General features: G+C 38.8%; 20 protein-coding genes and 1 riboswitch. Of the genes, 14 read left to right on the forward strand and 6 right to left on the reverse strand.

The genetic code is table 11. The features are described from left to right. Positions 1-49: 49 nt before the first annotated feature. From H4J67_RS00455 to moeA, 4 genes are all read right to left on the reverse strand, one after another. Positions 50-409, reverse strand: coding sequence for a YebG family protein (locus H4J67_RS00455; protein ID WP_182202537.1), 360 nt, complete (start codon positions 407-409; stop codon positions 50-52). Positions 410-585: 176 nt separating this feature from the next. Beyond that, entirely contained in the window at positions 586-2,001 is a 1,416-nt protein-coding gene (dbpA, locus tag H4J67_RS00460; protein WP_182176328.1) for an ATP-dependent RNA helicase DbpA, read from the reverse strand. A 21-nt stretch (positions 2,002-2,022) separates the two neighbouring features. Further along, positions 2,023-2,721: an alpha/beta fold hydrolase gene (locus H4J67_RS00465; protein ID WP_182176327.1), complete on the reverse strand. Its 699-nt coding sequence runs from the start codon at positions 2,719-2,721 to the stop codon at positions 2,023-2,025. Positions 2,722-2,756: 35 nt separating this feature from the next. Beyond that, complete coding sequence (moeA, locus tag H4J67_RS00470; protein ID WP_182202539.1) at positions 2,757-3,992, reverse strand: molybdopterin molybdotransferase MoeA; 1,236 nt, start codon at positions 3,990-3,992, stop codon at positions 2,757-2,759. 229 nt (positions 3,993-4,221) lie between these two features. Next, positions 4,222-4,372: riboswitch (molybdenum cofactor riboswitch) on the forward strand. Between moeA and moaA the strand changes: the two genes are divergently transcribed. The 10 genes from moaA (at position 4,359) to H4J67_RS00520 (ending at position 11,227) form a co-directional block, all read left to right on the forward strand. Then, a complete protein-coding gene (moaA, locus tag H4J67_RS00475; RefSeq protein ID WP_182176325.1) occupies positions 4,359-5,330 on the forward strand; it encodes a GTP 3',8-cyclase MoaA in 972 nt (323 codons plus the stop codon). It overlaps the preceding riboswitch by 14 nt. A 1-nt stretch (position 5,331) precedes the next feature. Then, positions 5,332-5,985 carry a molybdenum cofactor guanylyltransferase gene (locus tag H4J67_RS00480; protein WP_182176324.1) on the forward strand — a complete coding sequence of 218 codons (654 nt, stop codon included), beginning with the start codon at positions 5,332-5,334 and terminating at the stop codon, positions 5,983-5,985. Positions 5,986-6,041: 56 nt separating this feature from the next. Beyond that, positions 6,042-6,584, forward strand: coding sequence for a molybdenum cofactor biosynthesis protein B (gene moaB, locus H4J67_RS00485; protein ID WP_182176323.1), 543 nt, complete (start codon positions 6,042-6,044; stop codon positions 6,582-6,584). Beyond that, positions 6,584-7,123: a cyclic pyranopterin monophosphate synthase MoaC gene (gene moaC / locus H4J67_RS00490; protein ID WP_070374824.1), complete on the forward strand. Its 540-nt coding sequence runs from the start codon at positions 6,584-6,586 to the stop codon at positions 7,121-7,123. Before moaB ends, moaC begins: the two co-directional genes overlap by 1 nt. 3 nt (positions 7,124-7,126) lie before the next feature. Beyond that, entirely contained in the window at positions 7,127-7,375 is a 249-nt protein-coding gene (gene moaD / locus H4J67_RS00495; protein WP_182176321.1) for a molybdopterin converting factor subunit 1, read from the forward strand. A 10-nt stretch (positions 7,376-7,385) separates the two neighbouring features. Continuing rightward, positions 7,386-7,862 carry a molybdopterin synthase catalytic subunit MoaE gene (moaE, locus tag H4J67_RS00500; protein WP_070374822.1) on the forward strand — a complete coding sequence of 159 codons (477 nt, stop codon included), beginning with the start codon at positions 7,386-7,388 and terminating at the stop codon, positions 7,860-7,862. Between the two features lie 11 nt (positions 7,863-7,873). Then, the gene (gene modA, locus H4J67_RS00505) at positions 7,874-8,671 is read left to right on the forward strand and encodes a molybdate ABC transporter substrate-binding protein (RefSeq protein ID WP_259368450.1); all 798 of its coding nucleotides are present in this window, start codon (positions 7,874-7,876) and stop codon (positions 8,669-8,671) included. After that, positions 8,664-9,365, forward strand: coding sequence for a molybdate ABC transporter permease subunit (modB, locus tag H4J67_RS00510; RefSeq protein WP_182202547.1), 702 nt, complete (start codon positions 8,664-8,666; stop codon positions 9,363-9,365). Before modA ends, modB begins: the two co-directional genes overlap by 8 nt. Continuing rightward, positions 9,365-10,453 carry a molybdenum ABC transporter ATP-binding protein gene (modC, locus tag H4J67_RS00515; RefSeq protein WP_182176319.1) on the forward strand — a complete coding sequence of 363 codons (1,089 nt, stop codon included), beginning with the start codon at positions 9,365-9,367 and terminating at the stop codon, positions 10,451-10,453. Before modB ends, modC begins: the two co-directional genes overlap by 1 nt. A 24-nt stretch (positions 10,454-10,477) precedes the next feature. After that, positions 10,478-11,227 carry a HesA/MoeB/ThiF family protein gene (locus H4J67_RS00520; RefSeq protein WP_182202549.1) on the forward strand — a complete coding sequence of 250 codons (750 nt, stop codon included), beginning with the start codon at positions 10,478-10,480 and terminating at the stop codon, positions 11,225-11,227. 71 nt (positions 11,228-11,298) lie between these two features. Here H4J67_RS00520 and H4J67_RS00525 read toward each other — a convergent pair whose 3' ends face one another. Then, entirely contained in the window at positions 11,299-13,119 is a 1,821-nt protein-coding gene (locus H4J67_RS00525; RefSeq protein WP_182202550.1) for a DUF885 family protein, read from the reverse strand. A 298-nt stretch (positions 13,120-13,417) separates the two neighbouring features. On the opposite strand from H4J67_RS00525, the gene H4J67_RS00530 reads away from it, so the two are divergent. Continuing rightward, on the forward strand, positions 13,418-14,989 hold the full coding sequence (locus H4J67_RS00530) for an aminotransferase class V-fold PLP-dependent enzyme (RefSeq protein ID WP_182176316.1): 1,572 nt from the start codon (positions 13,418-13,420) through the stop codon (positions 14,987-14,989). 34 nt (positions 14,990-15,023) lie between these two features. On the opposite strand, the gene H4J67_RS00535 is transcribed toward H4J67_RS00530, so the two are convergent. Then, the gene (locus H4J67_RS00535) at positions 15,024-15,629 is read right to left on the reverse strand and encodes a GNAT family N-acetyltransferase (protein ID WP_259368435.1); all 606 of its coding nucleotides are present in this window, start codon (positions 15,627-15,629) and stop codon (positions 15,024-15,026) included. Positions 15,630-15,736: 107 nt separating this feature from the next. Between H4J67_RS00535 and H4J67_RS00540 the strand changes: the two genes are divergently transcribed. The 3 genes from H4J67_RS00540 to H4J67_RS00550 all read left to right on the forward strand — a co-directional run bounded on the left by H4J67_RS00540 (position 15,737) and on the right by H4J67_RS00550 (position 19,647). Continuing rightward, the gene (locus tag H4J67_RS00540) at positions 15,737-17,107 is read left to right on the forward strand and encodes an FAD-binding oxidoreductase (RefSeq protein WP_182176315.1); all 1,371 of its coding nucleotides are present in this window, start codon (positions 15,737-15,739) and stop codon (positions 17,105-17,107) included. Between the two features lie 1,167 nt (positions 17,108-18,274). Beyond that, positions 18,275-18,421, forward strand: a complete 147-nt coding sequence (locus H4J67_RS00545) for a hypothetical protein (RefSeq protein WP_182176313.1) — start codon at positions 18,275-18,277, stop codon at positions 18,419-18,421. A gap of 290 nt (positions 18,422-18,711) precedes the next feature. Beyond that, positions 18,712-19,647 (forward strand): SPFH domain-containing protein, encoded by a 936-nt coding sequence (locus H4J67_RS00550; protein ID WP_182176312.1) that lies wholly within the window; start codon positions 18,712-18,714, stop codon positions 19,645-19,647. Positions 19,648-19,650: the final 3 nt, after the last annotated feature.

A 19,650-nucleotide genomic window follows, 5' to 3' on the forward strand; every position in this document is an offset into this window, starting at 1 on the left:
ATATTATCTAGTGCTAAGTAAAGGTAAATTCAAACCCGTACATCGCACTTTATTTATTTGTGCTCGCTTTAGCTTTGCGCGGCGCTTTTACTTTTGCTTCAATTTCTGGCGACGAGTCAGTGCTATTTACTGTTTCAACTGACGCGGTAACGTTTTTTTTAGCAGCAGTTTCTGGCTTAGCTTTCTTAGCTTGCAAAGCAACAAGCACATCTTCACGATTCTTAGCTAGATAAATACAGAGTTCTTCACGCACTTTTTCATCAATATTAAAGCTGCTGGCTTCAAACATTTCGGCTAAGCTGTCAGCCATATCAAGCATTTTGTCATACTCGTCTGCTGCTTTTTTATCCATGAATGTTTCTACCTCCACACCTTGTCTAATGACGACAAATCGACTTTCAACTGCCATTTTTTTTCCCTTATAGGATCAATATTACGCTTGATGGTTTTATCATATACGATTTAAAACCGCTTATACAATCAAAATTAACTGTACAAAACAACAGTATCATACGAGGTTTGTATTAAAATACAATCATTTTATAAAACCTCGTTATTGATAAATACTGTTTTAACCGAAAGTAACTATAGTAATCGCACTCTAAATTTACGACCTTTTAACTTGCCGTCACTGAGTTTTTTAAAGGCCTGCTTGGCAAACTTTCGGCTTACAGCTACATAAGCCCAGTTATCTGATAATTGAATTTTCCCCACTTCGCTAGCTGAAATGGTTTTATCACCAGTTAGAGCGCCAAGGATATCGCCCGCACGTACTTTTTGTTTTTTACCACCATCTATTTGTATTGTTGCCATTTTCGGAGAATACACCGAGGCGTTTAATACACTAGCGTCTGGCAGTAATTCGCCTTCGATAGTTCGGTCAAGGTAATCTTCTAATAAACCTATTTTGTAGCTTTCTTTTTCACTGAAAAAAGAACAAGCAATACCTGTGCTACCCGCTCGACCTGTGCGGCCAATACGGTGTACATGAATTTCGCTATCACGAGCGATATGATAATTAAATACGGCATCTAGCGCATCAATGTCTAAACCACGCGCGGCAACATCGGTGGCGACTAAAATTGAAATACTCTTATTGGCAAAGCGAACTAATACTTCGGTACGATCTCTTTGCTCTAAATCGCCATGTAAATCTTGAACATTAAAACCGTAATTACGTAGTTCATTGACAACAATTTGTACGTCTTTTTTGGTGTTACAAAAAACGATACTTGATTCGGGTTGATGCTGTAACAACAATAAACGGATACCGTCGATACGCTCGCTGTCATTCTCTACCTTATAAAAATGCTGTGATATGGTGCTTTCTTCGTGATTTCCCTCAACGGTTACCTTGGTTGGTGATAGCATTATTTTTTTAGCAATATCGGCAATTTCTGCAGGATAAGTCGCACTAAATAATAAGGTCTGTCGTTGTTGAGGAATTTGGCTAATAATAAAATCAACGGAGGCTTGAAAGCCCATCTCTAGCATGCGGTCGGCTTCATCAAGCACTAGCATATTCACATCGTCTAACTTTAATGTGCCTTTACCTAAATGATCTTCAATTCTTCCTGGCGTGCCAACAATGATATGAGCACCATGCTCTAAAGAACCAACTTGCGGGCCAAAAGGCATACCGCCACAAAGGGTCAATATTTTTATGTTATGGATGGCTCGGGCTAATTTACGAATTTCTTTCGCTACTTGGTCGGCTAATTCACGTGTAGGACAAAGGATCAGTGTTTGAATACGAAAACGTTTTACGTCTAGTTTTTCTAAAACACCTAGGCCAAAAGCGGCGGTTTTCCCTGAGCCTGTTTTACCTTGGGCAATAACGTCACCACCGGCAATAATAGTTGGCAAGCTTTGGGCTTGAATGTCGGTCATCTGTTGATAACCCATAGACTCTAAATTTTGAATTAACTCAGGTTTGAGTTGTAAGGTGGAAAAACTAAGCTGGCTCAACGGGAATTCCTTGGCATAAATATGATAGGTCATTTTACCTTGTTTAAATGCTTATTACTCGATAAAAAAACGAATCATATTGCCAGCACACTTTTCTGGTTGTTCAAGGGGTAACATATGGCCGGTGTCGGCAAGTGTTATTGAAGAAATCAGCGTCGATTGCGTTAAAATAGCGGCAATGCGCGTTAACGTAACCAGCGAGTCATTATCACCAATTAAGAACTGAATGGGGACGGCAAGCGTAGGAAGTTTTACTAATAAATTTTCGCGTTGGGTGGTCACTGTTAATTGATGGATAAGTGTCTCCTTACCCAACTCAATATCCATTGCTCGAATACAGTTAATGATGTCTTGATTATTGTGTTTGCTTGGATGCAGCAAGGCAGTTATACGTTTGCTGGTGATGCCTGAGTAACCATGCAACTTTACATAAGCAATCGTTCGGCTGCGCTCTTTTAATGCAGCGGGTGGCAACAAATAAGACATATTAGAAATAAGCAGTAGTTTGTTAATTTTATTAGGATACTTCAGCGCAAAAGCTGACGCGATATATCCCCCTAAAGAAAAACCGGCTAAATTTATTTTTCCTGGTGGGAATTTTTGTTCAAGCGCAGTGACTATTTTATCAATACTATTTTTCACGGGGATGGCAATGTGGATAAGCTCCACATTTTCAGGTAAGTAAGCCATACAAGCCTGCCACAGACGTTGATCGCACATGGTACCGGGCAGGCAATATATTTTAATCGTCATATTGTGTATTCATAACAAGCTAAAAATAAATAATGCTATTGAATAACATCATCAAATAGTTGCACGTTAACAATTTCATTAGCGGGAACGTTGCCTTGGTTTGCCGGTAGAACAATATAGCAGTTGGCCATCGACATGCTGGTTAAAATCCCTGAGCCTTGACTACCTGTACTGGTAACTATCATCTCGCCTTGGTGATTGGTTGACAATATCGCCCGTTGAAAGTCCATGCGTCCGGCGCGTTTATTTAATTGGGTGGCTGTTTTTACTTTTAATAGTGGTAACTTTTTAGCTTGGGCATGCTGTAATTTTAATAATGCGGGCACAGCCAATTGATGTGCGGTGACCAAGGCTGAAACAGGGTTGCCGGGTAAGCCAAAAAAGTAACTATTAGGTAATTTTCCAAAAGCAAAAGGCTTACCGGGTTTCATGGCTATTTTCCAAAAACCAATTTCGCCTAATTGTTCAAGTACCAACTTAGTATAATCGGCGTCACCTACAGAAACACCTCCTGAAGAAATAACAACATCGGCTTGTTGATCGGCTTGTTCAAATGCAGTGCGTATTGCTTGTTCATCGTCAACGATAATACCAAAATTAATAACAGTAACATTCAGCTTAGTCAACATCGCAATTAACGCATGGCTATTACTTTCATAAATATCACCGTCATTAAGGACTTCGCCCGGAGATTTTAATTCATCGCCGGTTGCTAATACAGCAACAGTAATTTTACGATAGACTTCTACTGTTGGCACACCTAAAGATGCCAGTACACCAATATCTATCGCCGAGAGCTTTTTACCTTGGCTAAAAACGGCTTGGTTTATTGCGATATCTTCACCGGTAAAGCGAATGTTATCGTTAAATTCTCGGCTTTCTAGGAATGTAATACCGGTATCTTTTGCTTGGCAGTTCTCTTGCATTTCGACGGTATCACAACAACTTGGTAATTTTGCACCTGTCATTATACGAATACATTCACCGATTTTACATTCACCTTGAAAAGGCGCGCCAGCCATTGACCGGCCAATCATAGTTAATGTATCAGTCGTTTGTAAACTTGCCAATTTAAAGGCATAACCGTCCATGGCTGAATTATGATGAGGAGGAACATTTAATGGGCTCGAAATGTTGCGAGCTAGCACACGATTTAAACCTAATGCCAAAGAAATTGTCTCAGTTGTATCGATCGGCGTAATCGCCGATAACATTTTTTCCATCGCTTGTTCGAAAGGTAATAATCCGGGAGCAGAATAACAATCAACCATAAGTAACTCTTCTATTATATTTATTTTTACACGGCAAATTAGCACCGCCTGCGTGTTATTCCCATACGCGCCTATTACAATTTATTTAACAGCATAGGAATACGTTATTATGACGTAAATTTACTTATCAATAATACGTGTAAAGTGATGACTTTTTGATGCATATCAAAATTACTTATCGTCTAGCCGTATTTTAATAGTGAAATAGTTTACTATACTTGTATTCATTAAATGAATTATTCGCCGAGCTTTTCTAGCTAAATCTTTTTTTAGAATGCTATTTAAGCCGTGGTTAATAGTAATTTTGCTATAACCACCAGGGTTAACGAGGAAACTTGTTAGCCTCCCTACATTTGGAAAGGTGAGATGTTAACAGACAACTTCGGTCGCAAGTTTTATTACTTGCGCCTCTCTATTACTGACGTTTGCAACTTCCGTTGCACCTATTGCTTACCTGATGGTTATTCATGTGACCATGATCGTGATTTTCTATCCTTTGACGAAATTAAGCGTGTTGCCAACGCTTTTGCTCAAATGGGTACAGAGAAAATCCGTATAACCGGTGGCGAACCTTCACTGCGAAAAGACTTACCTGAAATTATTGCTGCTTGTAAGCAAACGCCTGGTATTAAAAAAGTCGCGATAACCACTAATGGTTATAAATTACCTGAACATCTGCAAGGCTGGTTAGATGCCGGAATTGACGCGATTAATATTAGTATTGATAGTCTTGACCCGCGCATGTTCCATTCAATCACCGGCCACAATAAGTTACCCCATATTTTAAAAGGCATAGATATGGCGTTGGCAGATGGTCGTGCAACAATTAAAATTAATACCGTATTAATGCGCGAATACAACGGTCACGACATTAAAACTTTTCTTGATTGGCTGAAAGTGACTCCGGTGACATTACGCTTTATTGAATTAATGCAAACCGGTGATAACCAAGAATTTTTTGATGCACAACATGTACAGGGTGCACGTATTAAGCAAAATCTAATATTAGATGGTTGGTTACATGTAGTTAACGATAAAGCAGCAGGCCCAGCACAAGAGTTTTATCATCCTGATTATCAAGGTAAAATCGGTTTAATTATGCCGTACAGTAAAGACTTTTGTAGTACTTGTAATCGTTTGCGGATAAGTTCATTAGGTAAATTACATTTATGCTTATTTACCGAAGAAGGTTTACCGTTAAAAGAGTATTTACAGCAAGATGATATTGAGCCATTGAAAGCACAGATTCGCGCGATGATGACCGATAAAAAAGCCACTCATTTTCTGCAAGATAAACTCACCGGTGCCACCAAAAACCTTGCGATGTTGGGTGGCTAAGATGAATGCAGCTTTGTTTAATCAAGGATGTTTAGGCGTAGTGCTAGCGGGTGGAAAGTCTTCTCGTATGGGCAGCAATAAAGCTTTGTTAATGCGTAATAAGATTGCAGTAAATGGCAAAGAAAATATGCTCAGTTTCAGTAAGGACCTACTGAAAAATATTGGTATAAATAACATTGTTGTCAGTGGAAGTACTGATGGGATTAATGTTAACAGCGAAAATTATGTTACTGATCAATTTGCAGAACTTGGCCCTATGGGGGGTATTTACAGTGTTATTAAAAAATACCAACCTAAATCATTATTGATATTACCGGTTGATTTACCTTTAATGACCAAGGAAACACTTTCGCAGTTAAAAATAAAAGGTGAATTAGCTCAAAAAGCCTGTTTTTATTCTAATCATTTTTTACCACTTTATTTACCTAACAATGCTTTTGTTGAGCAATTTTTTACCTCGCATTTTCTCCATTATTTGCAAGGTAATAAAGGTGCGTTAAGCGAAAAAAACAACCCTAAGAAAAATGGTCCGTCTATTCGTTCGATGTTTGCACAAGTGCCACATCAAGTTTTAGCTGTGAAGTCACCACAGTGTTTATTTAATACCAATACACCGCAAGAATGGCAACAAGCGCAGCAACGCTTTTCTGTGTGATTTTTTGCGTTTTTTATTTAACAATTGACAGAAACTAATAAAATTTAGGAAAAATCATGAGCTCTTTACATAGCGGTAACGCTTTTATTCCCTTATCAATTGCGGTATTAACTGTTTCTGATACCCGTGATGAATCAAATGACACTTCAGGGCAAGTACTTGTTGAACGCCTAACTGAAGCGGGTCATAAACTTGCCGATAAAGTGATTGTTAAAGATGATGTTTATCAACTACGCGCCATTGTTTCAAAATGGATTGCCGATGATAATGTCCAAGCGATAATTTCGACCGGCGGCACCGGTTTTACTGCTCGTGATAATACTCCTGAAGCCTTAATGCCTTTATTTGATAAAAATGTCGAAGGTTTTGGTGAAGTTTTTCGGGCTATTTCGCTTGATGAAATTGGCACGTCGACAATTCAGTCACGAGCGTTTGGCGGCATTGCTAACAGTACTGTTATTTTATGTGTACCAGGCTCAACTAATGCTTGTCGTACTGCTTGGGATAAACTTATTAGAGAGCAACTTGATGCGAGCCATCGCCCTTGTAATTTTGTACCTCATTTAAAAATGGCAGAAGTTTGTGAGACGCGCGACTAATGACTACTTTAGCAAATAATAACCATGTTAGCGCCTTAAGCCATGTCAATAAACGTGGTGAAGCAAATATGGTTGATGTCACCGATAAAGCGCTGACGTCAAGGTCTGCGACGGCCGAAGGTTATATCCAAATGTCGGCACATACCTTGTCGTTAATTACCCAAGGTGATAATAAAAAGGGTGATGTATTTTCTGTTGCTCGCATTGCCGGTATTCAAGCGGCAAAAAAATGCAGTGATTTAATTCCTCTTTGTCATCCGTTGATGTTAACTAAAGTAAATGTTGATTTCACCATCGATGAAGAACGTAGCCAAGTGCATGTGACAAGTTTATGTAAACTAACCGGACAAACGGGTGTCGAAATGGAAGCCCTAACAGCGGTTGCTGTTGCGTGTTTAACATTATTTGATATGTGTAAAGCCGCTGACCCTTTAATGGAAATTCACGGTATTCGTGTAATGACTAAGGAGGGGGGTAAATCAGGCTCTTGGCAAGCAAAAGCAGAGCAAGCTTTAGAAGATTCAAAGAATAAAGGATAAGCTATGATCAAAGTAATATTTTTTGCCGCGTTGCGAGAACAGCTCGGCTCTGCGGGTACTGAAATAAGTGCTGACCTTGCCACTACCGTCGCTGAAGTTAAAGTGGCGTTAGGTGAAAAAAATAATGATTGGCAATATTACCTCACCAACAATTCATTACTTTGTGCGGTTAATCATCAAATGGTTAATAATGATTTTTTGGTGAAAGCAGGAGACGAAGTGGCTTTCTTTCCACCCGTCACCGGAGGATAAAATAGTTAATATGGCGAGTCTCAATAATAAGTACCCAGAGATCAGTATTCAAACCGAAGACTTTGATCACGGTGTTGAAGTTAATCTGTTAGAGAATGATAATGTTGAAGATGGTGCCGTTGTTACCTTCAGCGGTCGAGTGCGCAATAATAACTTGGGTTTGAAAGTTAAAGGATTATTCCTTGAGCACTACCCTGATATGACTGAAAAGCTATTAGCTGAAATCATTGATACGGCAAAAAAACGCTGGGATATTGGCCGTGTAAAAGTTATTCACCGAATCGGCCAGTTAGCCATAGGTGAACAAATTGTTTTTGTTGGTGTGACTAGTAAACATCGTCAAGATGCATTTGCTGCTAATGAATTTATTATGGATTTTTTAAAAGTGGCCGCGCCATTTTGGAAAAAAGAACTCACTGAACTTGGTGAAACCTGGTTAGCAGCGAAGGCCAGTGATAAAGAAAAAGCACAGGCGTGGAGTAAATAGCTTTGGCATTAATGCTGGCGAGTATATCTACTCGTTTTTTATTGATAGCGCTACTTATGTTACCGATAACTTTAGTTGCGGCTAAATACACGGCAAGTGAGAATGAAGCACCCTTGCGCATTGCCGTTGCTTCGAATTTTGCACCGACATTAAAACAGTTACTGGCTCGCTTTAATTCAAATCAAAAACAATTTTTATCACCAATTCTTATCGTGGCATCCAGTGGTACTTTATTTCTACAAATTGAACATGGCGCTACTTTTGATGTGTTTTTATCTGCTGACAGTGAACGACCACAATTATTATCAACAAGCGGCTTAGCGGTGAGTGGAAGTCTGCAAACCTATGCTTTTGGGCAGCTAGCTCTCTGGTCTGCAAAGGGTAATATTGACAGCGACCTCTTGGTAGCCCTTAATAATAATAAACATCGTCTTGCCATTGCTAACCCCAGGATTGCGCCCTACGGTAAGGCTGCTAAGCAAGTATTAGAAAATTTACAACGTTGGGATGATTATAAAGACCGATTAATTCAAGGAATTAATATTGGCCAAACGTTTCAGCAAACACGTTCGCAAGCCGTAAACTTAGGCATTGTCAGTAGTAGTCAATTAGTGCTCAATAATTTTAAGGGAGTATTGATCCCCTCACATTTACATCAACCAATAAAACAGCAATTAGTGATTTTAAAGCACAGTAAAAAAATAGCCCAAGCCGAACGTTTTGTTACCTTGTTGATGAGTAAGCAAGCTCAACAGTTTATCACTGAATCAGGTTATGCATTGTCGAATGAGATGAATGCCAATGAGTAATACCCACCCAGATATGCTGGCGCTGATCACCACATTAAAAATGGCGGGCTTAACCACGGTTATTTTAATGTTAATTGGCACGCCACTCGCTTGGTATCTCGCTAAAATGCAAAGCCGATCGAAAGTTTTTATTGAAGCATTAGTGGCTTTACCTTTAGTACTACCACCGACAGTACTGGGATTTTATTTATTATTGTTGTTTTCTCCGCAATACCTTCCAGGACAAATTTGGCAACAGGCAACCGGTCAACAACTAGCGTTTAGCTTTTCTGCTATTGTTATTGGCTCTGTTTTATACTCTTTACCCTTTGTTGTGCAACCATTACAAAAGGCATTTGAGCAATTGGGCGATGACTTATTAGAAGCAGCAGCTATGCTTGGTGCTAGCGCTTTCGATCGATTTTTTACGGTTGTTATGCCAATGACTAAAGCCAGTTTTATTACCGCAGCCAGTTTAGGCTTTGCTCATACGGTTGGTGAATTTGGTGTGGTCTTAATGATTGGTGGTAATATTCCAGGTGAAACCCGTGTGCTGTCAATTGCCTTGTTCGATCATGTTGAAGCGTTCGATTATGCACAAGCACACCTTATTTCAATAAGTTTAGTTATCTCATCGCTTGTTCTATTATCTTTAATTTATTTACTGAATAGGCCTGCTAAAAATAAACGAGTTAAATCAAGGAGGTTTAATTAATGGCTGAGCTAGCACTAAATTTCACCGTTGAGCATGATGATTTTTCATTAACAATTGATGAAAAAATATCTTTAACGGGTATCACAGGGATTTTTGGTCATTCTGGCTCTGGAAAATCAACCTTATTAAAAGTGATCGCCGGATTAGAACAACAAGCACATGGCAAGGTATTACTTGATGATGAATACTTATTTAATAGCGAGGCAAAAACGTTTATTGCACCACATCAACGTCGCATAGGTTTAGTTTTTCAAAATAGTCGCTTGTTTCCTCATTTAAATGTCGAAGAAAACCTACGTTTTGGGCAAAAGCGACATAAAAATTGTCGGTTAAGTTTTGCAGAAATAGTTGAACTCACCCAGCTTGAAAGCTTGCTCTATAAAGCGGTTACTCAACTCTCTGGGGGCGAGCAACAGCGTGTTGCATTAGCGCGCGCCATATTGGCTGAGCCAAGATTATTATTACTTGATGAGCCCTTGAGTGCACTTGACGATAAAAATAAAATTATCTTGTTAGCTTTACTCGACAGGGTCAAGAGAAAGCTTAATTTACCGATGTTATATGTCAGCCATTCTTTAGATGAGCTTCAACAACTGGCCGATAAGCTACTAGTTATTTCTTTAGGAAAAGTGATTCATCATGGTGATATTCACCACGTTATTCATCAACTAACCACCAATAACGAAATATTGCATCAAACCAGCTTATCATTGATGGTGAAAGAGCATTTACCCGAATACGGCTTAACAAGTTTACGTTTAGGCGAGCAACAAATATTTATTGCTTGTGACAGTCCATCAGACAAAAAGAAAAAAGTGCGCTGCATTATTGCCGCTAGTGATATTAGCATTACTTTACATGAACCTATTGAAAGCTCTATTGTTAATCACTTACATGGCGAAATAACAGCAATTAGTCATATCATATCGTCTGATGGCGCTAATGCTCAAATGCTAATAACGGTTAATTGCTCAGCACAACCCTTTTTTGTCACCATTACTACTTGGTCGGCTAAGCGCTTATCGTTAATGCCGGGTCAAAGTATATTTATTCAATTCAAAGCGAATGCAGTACGTTCACTGCGTTAACTTTTTTTAGGAACTATTTAGCTGATGTTATCTCAACACGAACAACTACGTTACAGCCGTCAAATTATGATCAATAAAATAGGTGAGCAAGGGCAGTTAGCCCTGCGTGAAGCCAAAGTACTAATCGTTGGTGTCGGTGGGCTAGGTAATCCGGTCAGTTTATATTTAGCGGCCGCCGGAGTAGGAACTTTATTTATTGCCGACGGTGATAAGGTTGAGATGACCAATTTACAGCGACAGATATTATTCACTGAAAATGATATCGGTAATAATAAAGCTGATGTTGGTGCTGAGAAATTGCAACAGCATAACAGTGACATTACTATCGAAGTCGTTGATGAGATGCTTGATGAAGAATTAGCAAACTATTACATTGAACAGGTCGATGTGGTCCTTGATTGCACAGACAATATCACCACACGTTATTTATTAAATAAAATCTGTGTTGAGCAAAAAACACCATTAATCGTTGGGGCGGCTACGGGGTTTGACGGTCAGCAATTAGTCATTGATCCTCGAAATCCAGCAAGTGCTTGCTATCAGTGCTTATTTCCTGCGAGTGAAAAAGCGCCGACCCAAAATTGTCAAACCCTTGGTATTGTCGGTCCTGTATTAGCGATTATAGCCGGTATGCAATCGTTACAGGCCATTAAATTATTAACAGGCAACACCATACATATTAATCAGTTAAATCTCTTTGATGGTTTATCAAATCAATGGCAACAATTTACCCTAAATAAACAGGACGATTGTCCGGTTTGTCGAACGAGCTAGATAATTCATGCTCATTAACGGCACGGAGTTAAATCAACTAACCCCGTGTCACTTCATATGGCTATGAGTGTCTACTCACTTGCGATGCTTTTTTTCTTATCTTCTGCTGCGATTGTTAGTAACGTTGTGGCAATATAGGCGTTAATTTGGTCTTCAAGTACGTTTAGAGGTACGGAACCATTTTTCAAAATTTGATGATGAAATTCGCGCACATCAAAATTTTGTCCCAATTCAGCTGCTGTTTTTTTACGTAGATTTCTGATGGTTATCTCACCAATTTTGTAAGATAACGCTTGTCCAGGCCATGATATATAACGATCAATTTCTGTTTTTACATTGTGTGATGAAAGTGCGGTGTTATTGGTCATAAAGTTTATGGCACGCGCTCTTGACCAGTCCATAACATGCATGCCGGTATCAACAACAAGACGGGCTGCCCGCCACATTTCATAGGTCAGGCGACCAAAATTACTGTAGTGGTCTTGGTATATGCCGGCTTCAATACCTAACCATTCAGCATACAAGCCCCAACCTTCACCAAAAGCTGAAATATAGGCATTTCTTCGGTATGAAGGTAGGTTATCTAATTCGCCATTCAATGATATTTGCAGATGATGCCCAGGGACACCCTCATGTAAGGTTAAAGCGGGTAATACATAAAGGGGACGTTTGTCTAACGCGTAGGTATTAACCCAATAATAACCAGGCTGAGTATCATTTTGCGCCCGAATGTAGCGTCCAGTAGTATACTTAGGTGCGATGCTGTCTGGTACTGGTGCAACACCATAAGGTGTGCGTGGTAAATGCTTAAAGAGTGCGGGTAATTTAGCATCCATTTGTTTGGCAATATACGCAGCTTCTTTAAGTAACGCTAACGGCGTTTTTGCATAAAACTGTTCATCAGTTCGTAAGAAATCGGTGAACTCAGAAAAAGTCCCTTTAAAACCAGTTTTTACAATGATCTCAGCCATTTCTTGACGAATACGTTTTACTTCACTCAAACCTAAGGTATGAATTTTCTCAGGTGTCATATCTGTTGTGGTGTAGTGTTTAACTCTATTGCGATAAAATTCATTACCGTTAGCTGTCGCCGAAACGCCAATAGTTTTACGGGCATTTGGAAAATACTCTTTGGTAAAGAATTGATAGTAGTGCTGATAAGCAGGAATAACTTTAGTTTTTAATAGCGCAATAAGCTGGCTTTTTTTATCAGAAAGCAAGTCAGGTGCAATTAAATTTGACGCTGTGCTAAAAGGCTTAAGAAATTCAGAATTTTCAGCATATTCAGGAATAAAGGCAAGTATTGACTGTTCATAGCCGATTAATACCGCTTGAGGTTGAGTGATCCCTGTCGATAATCCCTGCTGCATCCAATAAATGTTTTGATCAAAATATAGGGGAAGCGCCGATAATTTATTCAAATAGAAGTCGATATCTTTTTCTTTATTAAATGCTGTATTGTTGATGAAAAAACTTAAATTAGAGTGAAAGCCTGATTCAGCATTGAATGGCATGTAATGAGCTTTAAAATAATACTCAGCAATACTATTATCAAGTTGGGCTTTAATAATTGCATAATTAATTTTATTATCGTCTGTCAGTGACGTTTGATTTATCTCTTCAAATGCTGCCGCGATAGTGAGACGTTGTTGGTATTTTTTTTCCAACATTTCTGGTGATAAATCAGGCCAATAGCTTTCTTCGTTTAGTACTGCACTTTTTTGATAAATACCTTTACTGGCACGATGATCTAATAGGGCTTTAACCGTACTATCAAATTTTTCGTTAGCGGTGGTCTGTGGCGAGTTTTTGCTATTCATGGTGAGTTGACAAGCGCTAAGTGAAACAAGAATAGCGGGCACGACCAGAAACTTACACAAAGAAAAATTCATATTTTATTAAATTCCTACGGTTATAAACAGCTAATAAAGTAACGCAATTTTATCCAAGTAAATAGTATTGTACGACGAATTGTTCTTCTTATCCGATCAAGCACCTGACAAGTACAATATTTGCGCGAAACTGAGTTTTCGTTATCTTAACGAAAAGTAGTTGAGTTTAGAGTTTTTTGCTATAAATTGCTTTTATATGAATTTATTTTGCGTATTGATTGTTTTAATTGGTTTTTGATTGCTCATTAGTGCGGTTTTGCTAGAATTATTTATCGAAACAACGTACGAGCCGTCAATCATGTCACTTGAAAATCACTTTCTTCCTTTTAGAAATAATATCATTGGTCAATCATTAAGCCATGAAATCAATGGTAAGCAATTAGATATTGTTTACGCTGATTGGACTGCAAGTGGTCGACTTTATGCGCCAATTGAACATTATATCAGCCATACCTTAGGGCCTTTTGTCGCTAATACCCATACCGAAACTAATTTAACCGGGTGTGCGATGACGAATGCATATCATGATGCGCAAAAAATAATAAAACGCCATGTAAATGCCTGCGATAATGACGTATTAATCACGGCAGAAGCAGGAATGACCGGTGTTATTAATAAGTTTCAACGTATTCTAGGTCTACGTATTCCTGAGCGTATGCAAGAGCAAGTGAAGTTTGATGATTATGATAAACCCGTTGTTTTCATTACCCATATGGAACACCATTCAAACCAAACTACTTGGTATGAGTGTGATATCACGTTAGAGATTATTGACCCTGACAGCCATGGTTTACCATCGCTTGAACATCTACAATTATTGTTAGAAAAGTACCAAGCTAGAAAAGTAAAAATAGGCTCGTTTTCTGCTTGTTCCAATGTCACTGGCATTAAAACCCCTTATCACTTGTTAGCAGAAAAAATGCACGAACACGGCGGCTTATGTTTTGTTGATTTTGCTTGTTCAGCTCCCTATGTTGATATTGATATGCATCCAACAAACTCCAAGCAAAGTTTAGACGCCATTTATTTCTCTCCTCATAAATTTCTTGGTGGGCCTGGCAGCTCGGGAGTGCTTATCTTCAATAAAGCGCTCTATAAAAACAGAGTACCCGATCACCCCGGAGGCGGAACAGTCACTTGGACCAACCCATGGGGAGAGCACAGCTTTTTCAATAATATTGAAATGCGTGAAGATGGCGGAACTCCTGGATTTTTACAGTGTATTCGTACTGCCTTAGCGATAAAAGTAAAGAACGCTATGGGCGTTAACAACATTACCGCCCGTGAAAAAGAAATTACTGATTATGTAATGACTGAATTAGCCAAAAATGACAACGTAGTGATGCTAGAAAAGAATGTTAAAGACCGTTTAGCTATTGTTTCTTTTTACATACCTAATGTTCATTATAATTTAGTAGTACGATTGCTCAACGATAAGTTTGGTGTTCAAACGCGTGGTGGTTGTTCATGTGCGGGCACTTATGGTCATATATTATTGAATGTTGATCATGATACGTCTAACAAAATCACTGAAAAAATTAATAGGGGTGATTATGCTGAAAAACCTGGTTGGATACGTGCGTCATTTCATCCTACGACCTCTGATAAAGAAGTCAGGTATATTGTTGAAGCGATTAATCAAGTCACTGAAAATATTGTTGAATGGGCGAAAGAATACCGTTTTAACCCTGCTACAGGAGACTTTGAACATAAAAATTCTGCAGTTGAATATCCAAGTCTCAATGACTTTAATGCCTTAGTGCTACCCGATGTTGCAAGGATAGGCACTCAATGTCAGGGGGATCTAGTACAAAATCACGTGGCTGAAATTAAAACACCAGCTTCATTATTTAAGAAAATATTTGGCTAGTTACTGAATGTCATCCAAATGAGTGGCGTAATGATTATTTTTCAAAGTAAATGATCATTTCCGCAGCTACACAATTACATTCGTCTGGGCATTCTGGGCATTCATAGCCTTGCTTACTGAGTTCATTCCAGCGTTCTGGATGTTCTTTAATTAACACGCCACCACATTTAGTGAAATATTTTACTGCGCTATTACCGGGGCTTTGTTTCCATAAATGACTAACACCCGCATTTGCACCTTGTTTAATTGCTGCTTGTGTTGATAATTTGAGTAGCCGACTGCCAACACCGTAACCACGATAATTCTCATCAACCGTATTACATTTGAAATAACAAACTTTTTCGCTGGGTTGTTGCCATAATTCAGGGCTGCACCAAGCGTCAATTTCCCATTGATTAATGGCGTAAGTTAAGCGAAAACCTATCAGTACGTTATCTAGATAAGCGACAAAGTTTGCATTGATTTCGCTACTATCAGCTATTTTTAATATACCTTTTCTATACCAGACGCCCATGTTTGAATCGTCAATATAACCAGCACCATGAACAGCTGTGCCTAAGGCTATTATTGCTGAAAAATCGCTGGGTAACATTTTACGGTATAAGACTTGAGACTTTACTGAATTAAACTGTTTTTTCATTTTTTAGATTTGTTAAAATAAAGTAATTTTATAAAATTGATCTTAGCAAATTTTCCATAAATACGGTAAGGTTTCTGTGGTTTTCTTTCTTAAAGTAGTTTTGAAAAATGTACGATCCTTTACACGATAAATCTCCCGGTTGTGGTGCCCCATATCCTAAAAGTTACTGGGCTGAAAATGCAGATGTTGAAATAAATGCCCCAGCAAGTGACGGGCAAATTAATCAAGACGTAGATGTTGATGTTGCTATTATAGGTGCTGGTTATACCGGGCTTTCTTGTGCGCTACACTTAGCGCGTGAACATGGTATTAAGGCACATGTATTAGAGGCAAATCAAACGGCTTGGGGTTGTAGTGGTAGAAATGCTGGCTTTATTCTCAAGTCTTCAGGACGCAAGTCTTATAGCGATATGGCGCAAAAATGGGGTGAAGAAGTGATGCGCGGCATTTATGATGAAATGTGCGCTGGCGTTGAAACGGTAAAATCACTGATCGCTGAAGGTATTGACTGTGACGTACAAACGCGTGGTTTTTTAAAAGTAGCGCATAAGCCGAGTAAATTAGCTGAGCTTATTAGCCAAGCAAAACTGCAACAAAAAACCTTTGCAGGTATTAAAAATAGTGATGTGGAGATTTTAACGAGAAACGAAGTTCGTCAACAATACATGGACGATAAAAATGCTTATGGCGCGATTCGTTATCAAGACGGTTTTGGTTTAAATCCGTTGAAACTGGCCTGGGGCTATCAGCGATTAGCACGTGAAGCAGGCGCTAAAGTTCATACCAGCTCTCCAGTGTTAGATATTTTAGATGAAGGGCACCAACAAAAACTGATAACATCTCAAGGTGTTGTTACGGCTAAAAAGATTGTTATTGCTACCAACGGATATACACCTAAAGGGTTTCATTCATTAACAACCGATCGAACGTTGCCGGTACTTTCACAAATTATTGTCACCGAACCTTTGTCAGAGCAGCAGTTAGCCGATTGTAACTTTTTAACGTCGAATGTAGTGATGGATACTCGAGCGCTAAAATACTATTACAGAAAGCTGCCCGACAACCGCATTCTATTTGGTGGGCGTGGCGCAATAACGGGCAAGTCTGCTGATGATCCTTATTACGCACAGCGTTTGTTGGCAGTGTTAAAAACAAGTTTTCCACCGTTAGCTAAGTTAAACTACCAGTATGCTTGGTCAGGTTGGATCTGTATGTCGCTAGACGACTTACCTCATATTTATCAAAACCCTAAGAAAAATGTTTTTTATAGCATGGGTTACTGTGGCTCTGGCGTGTCATTTTCGGTGCAAGCAGGTAAGCGGTTGGCTGAAAAAGTCGCTGAAAAAGCTATTGATCCAAAAATAGAAAATCTTCCACTTTATAATTGTGAATTACCTAAATTTCCATTTGCGCCTTTGAGACGTGTTGGACAATGGGGATATTTTCATTATGGAAAAGTAAAAGATGAATGGTTTTAGTGAGAGTTTACGGTGCTCATTTCAAAGTGACCCTTATTTTTTCTTTTACATTAGCAGTTAAGTTATACGTATAAATGCCTCAATAGCTTAACTGCTTTTAGTTAATAATAGCGGCTAATCAGTTTTAAAATGCAGTGGAATAAGCTTTAATTTACTGTCCTTCAAATATAATCAGTTGTGTAATGAGTGTTGGTTACTATAAAAAAGACTTGCTCCACTAACATACTTAACATTTGAGGCACTTGTTGAACGGCCATTTTTCTATTTCTTCTGCTGTCATAACTGTGTTTGAGCGTTAGTTTGTAGCTCTTTTTCATGAATTGTTTAGCGAACCATTCAATAACGGCTTTATCGCCTGGTATCTGGCCATTAATGAGTGCATGAGAAAACTATAATTGTTGATTTCGAACAGCTATTTATCGGTTGGACCGGCACTTTGCATGATGCAAAGGGTATTAAAATTACGTTAATGCTATTGATGAAAAATATCAACTAACAGGTAACGATACCTTTCGTGCACAAAAATTACGTTCAGATAGGTAATATCCAACTGATCTATACACAGAGTTTTTCGACAACAACTGTAAGCAGGACGAGGACCATTTAGAGACTGTTTTACAATTGAAAAAAACCGACGCTTTTAGTGGCAAAGCTTATCATGTCAGTTATACCTACGAGGAGCGAAATTAGAACTTTTTCTAAATCGCAACAGCCGTGACGCAAGTATTTTAACAGATTTAGGTTTTTTGTCTGACCGTTATCAGTCGTTAGTGGGCGCTGGTTATAACGGTTACAGTGAAAACACGTGGTGGAATAAAGTCAGATTATCCGATGACTGGGATATCAGCCATAACGATGATAACGAACTATCAAGAACAAGTCTGAAGTACGTCTGAGCATCTATGGTCGCTTGCAGTCCTATTTTGAAATAAGCTTTTTAAAACGAGATAAAGTTGAGCTTCGTGATGATCCAAGTATTATGAGCATCACTTACAACAGCACCTTATTCAATGAGCCGCAAAACAATTTTATTTTGAAATACCTCCAAGTCCATGGTGGTATTTCAGTACATTTATGCATTTTGATGACCATATTGACTAAGACAACAACCGCTTCGATAAACAATGGTTAGTTGGTCTTACTATAAAATAGAATATTGGTAAAAGTTTGCAGTTTACATTGCGTGGCACTTATCAAAATCTTGATGTACATAATCAGCAGCTTTTTACCGGCAACCTATCTGATTTTCGTACTACTTATCAGTTCAATCAACGCCAGTTTTTACCTCTGATGTTGGTGTGTACTGATATTTAACGTAACCAACAAAATTATACTTTTGATGTAGACGCCAACAGTATAAGATTAGGCAAGCAACTTTTATATTTGTACAAGCTCAATCCACTGACCAAATTTTTTGTAGGTTATTCAGACTCAGCCTATCAAGATGATGTTCTCACTTCATTAACCAAAAGTGGGTGTTAGGCGTTTATGAAATCCAGTTACGCATCGCTAAACTATCGGATTAGTGAGGCTTGATAATTGTTTGCTTTGGCCATACATCTTATTTACGGCAACTCTAGCCGTGTCAAAAAAGGAAGGCAGTAATGGAAGTATTACTCGATTATATTATGACCGCACAAACACTCGTTTTAGTTTTTGTTGTGGTGTTACTTAAAACCTCAATTAAATTTGTGCCACAAAACCGTGCTTACGTGATAGAACGATTTGGTAAATATCAGTCAACTAAAGAAGCTGGGTTAAATTTTATTATACCCTTTATTGACCGTATTTCCGCGGATCGTTCGTTAAAAGAAAAAGCTGTAGATGTGCCTGAACAAAGCGCTATTACCAAAGACAATATTTCGTTGTCAGTGGATGGTGTTTTGTATTTTCGAGTGCTTGACCCTTATAAGGCCACCTATGGAATTGATGATTATGAGTTCGCCGTCACTCAATTAGCACAGACCACTATGCGTTCTGAATTAGGCAAAATGGAACTCGATAAAACCTTTGAAGAAAGAGATGTGCTAAACATCAATATCGTTGCGGCGATTAATGATGCTGCCGGCCCTTGGGGTATTCAAGTACTGCGTTACGAAATTAAAGATATTGTGCCGCCTCAATCTGTTATGGAAGCGATGGAAGCGCAAATGAAGGCTGAACGAGTCAAACGGGCACAAATTTTAGAGTCTGAAGGTGACAGGCAGGCCGCTATTAATCGAGCTGAAGGTCTTAAAGCCTCGGTAGTATTAGCCGCAGAAGCTGATAAAGAAGAACAAGTATTACGAGCAGAAGGTGAGGCTAAAGCTATAGTAGCTGTCGCCACCGCTCAGGCAGAAGCCCTCAGACAAGTAGGTGAAGCGGCTGCTACCCCTGAAGGGCAAAAAGCCATTCAATTGGATTTAGCCACTAAGGCCATTGAGGCCAAACATGCGATTGCTAAAGAATCTTCTGTTGTATTGTTGCCTGATAGCAGTACTGAAGCCGCGAGTGTTGTAGCCCAAGCGATGACCATTATTAATCAATTAAATAAGGGGTAGTAT

Source organism: Colwellia sp. BRX10-4 (assembly GCF_014077465.1).
In the GTDB taxonomy this organism is placed as follows: Bacteria; Pseudomonadota; Gammaproteobacteria; order Enterobacterales; family Alteromonadaceae; genus Colwellia_A.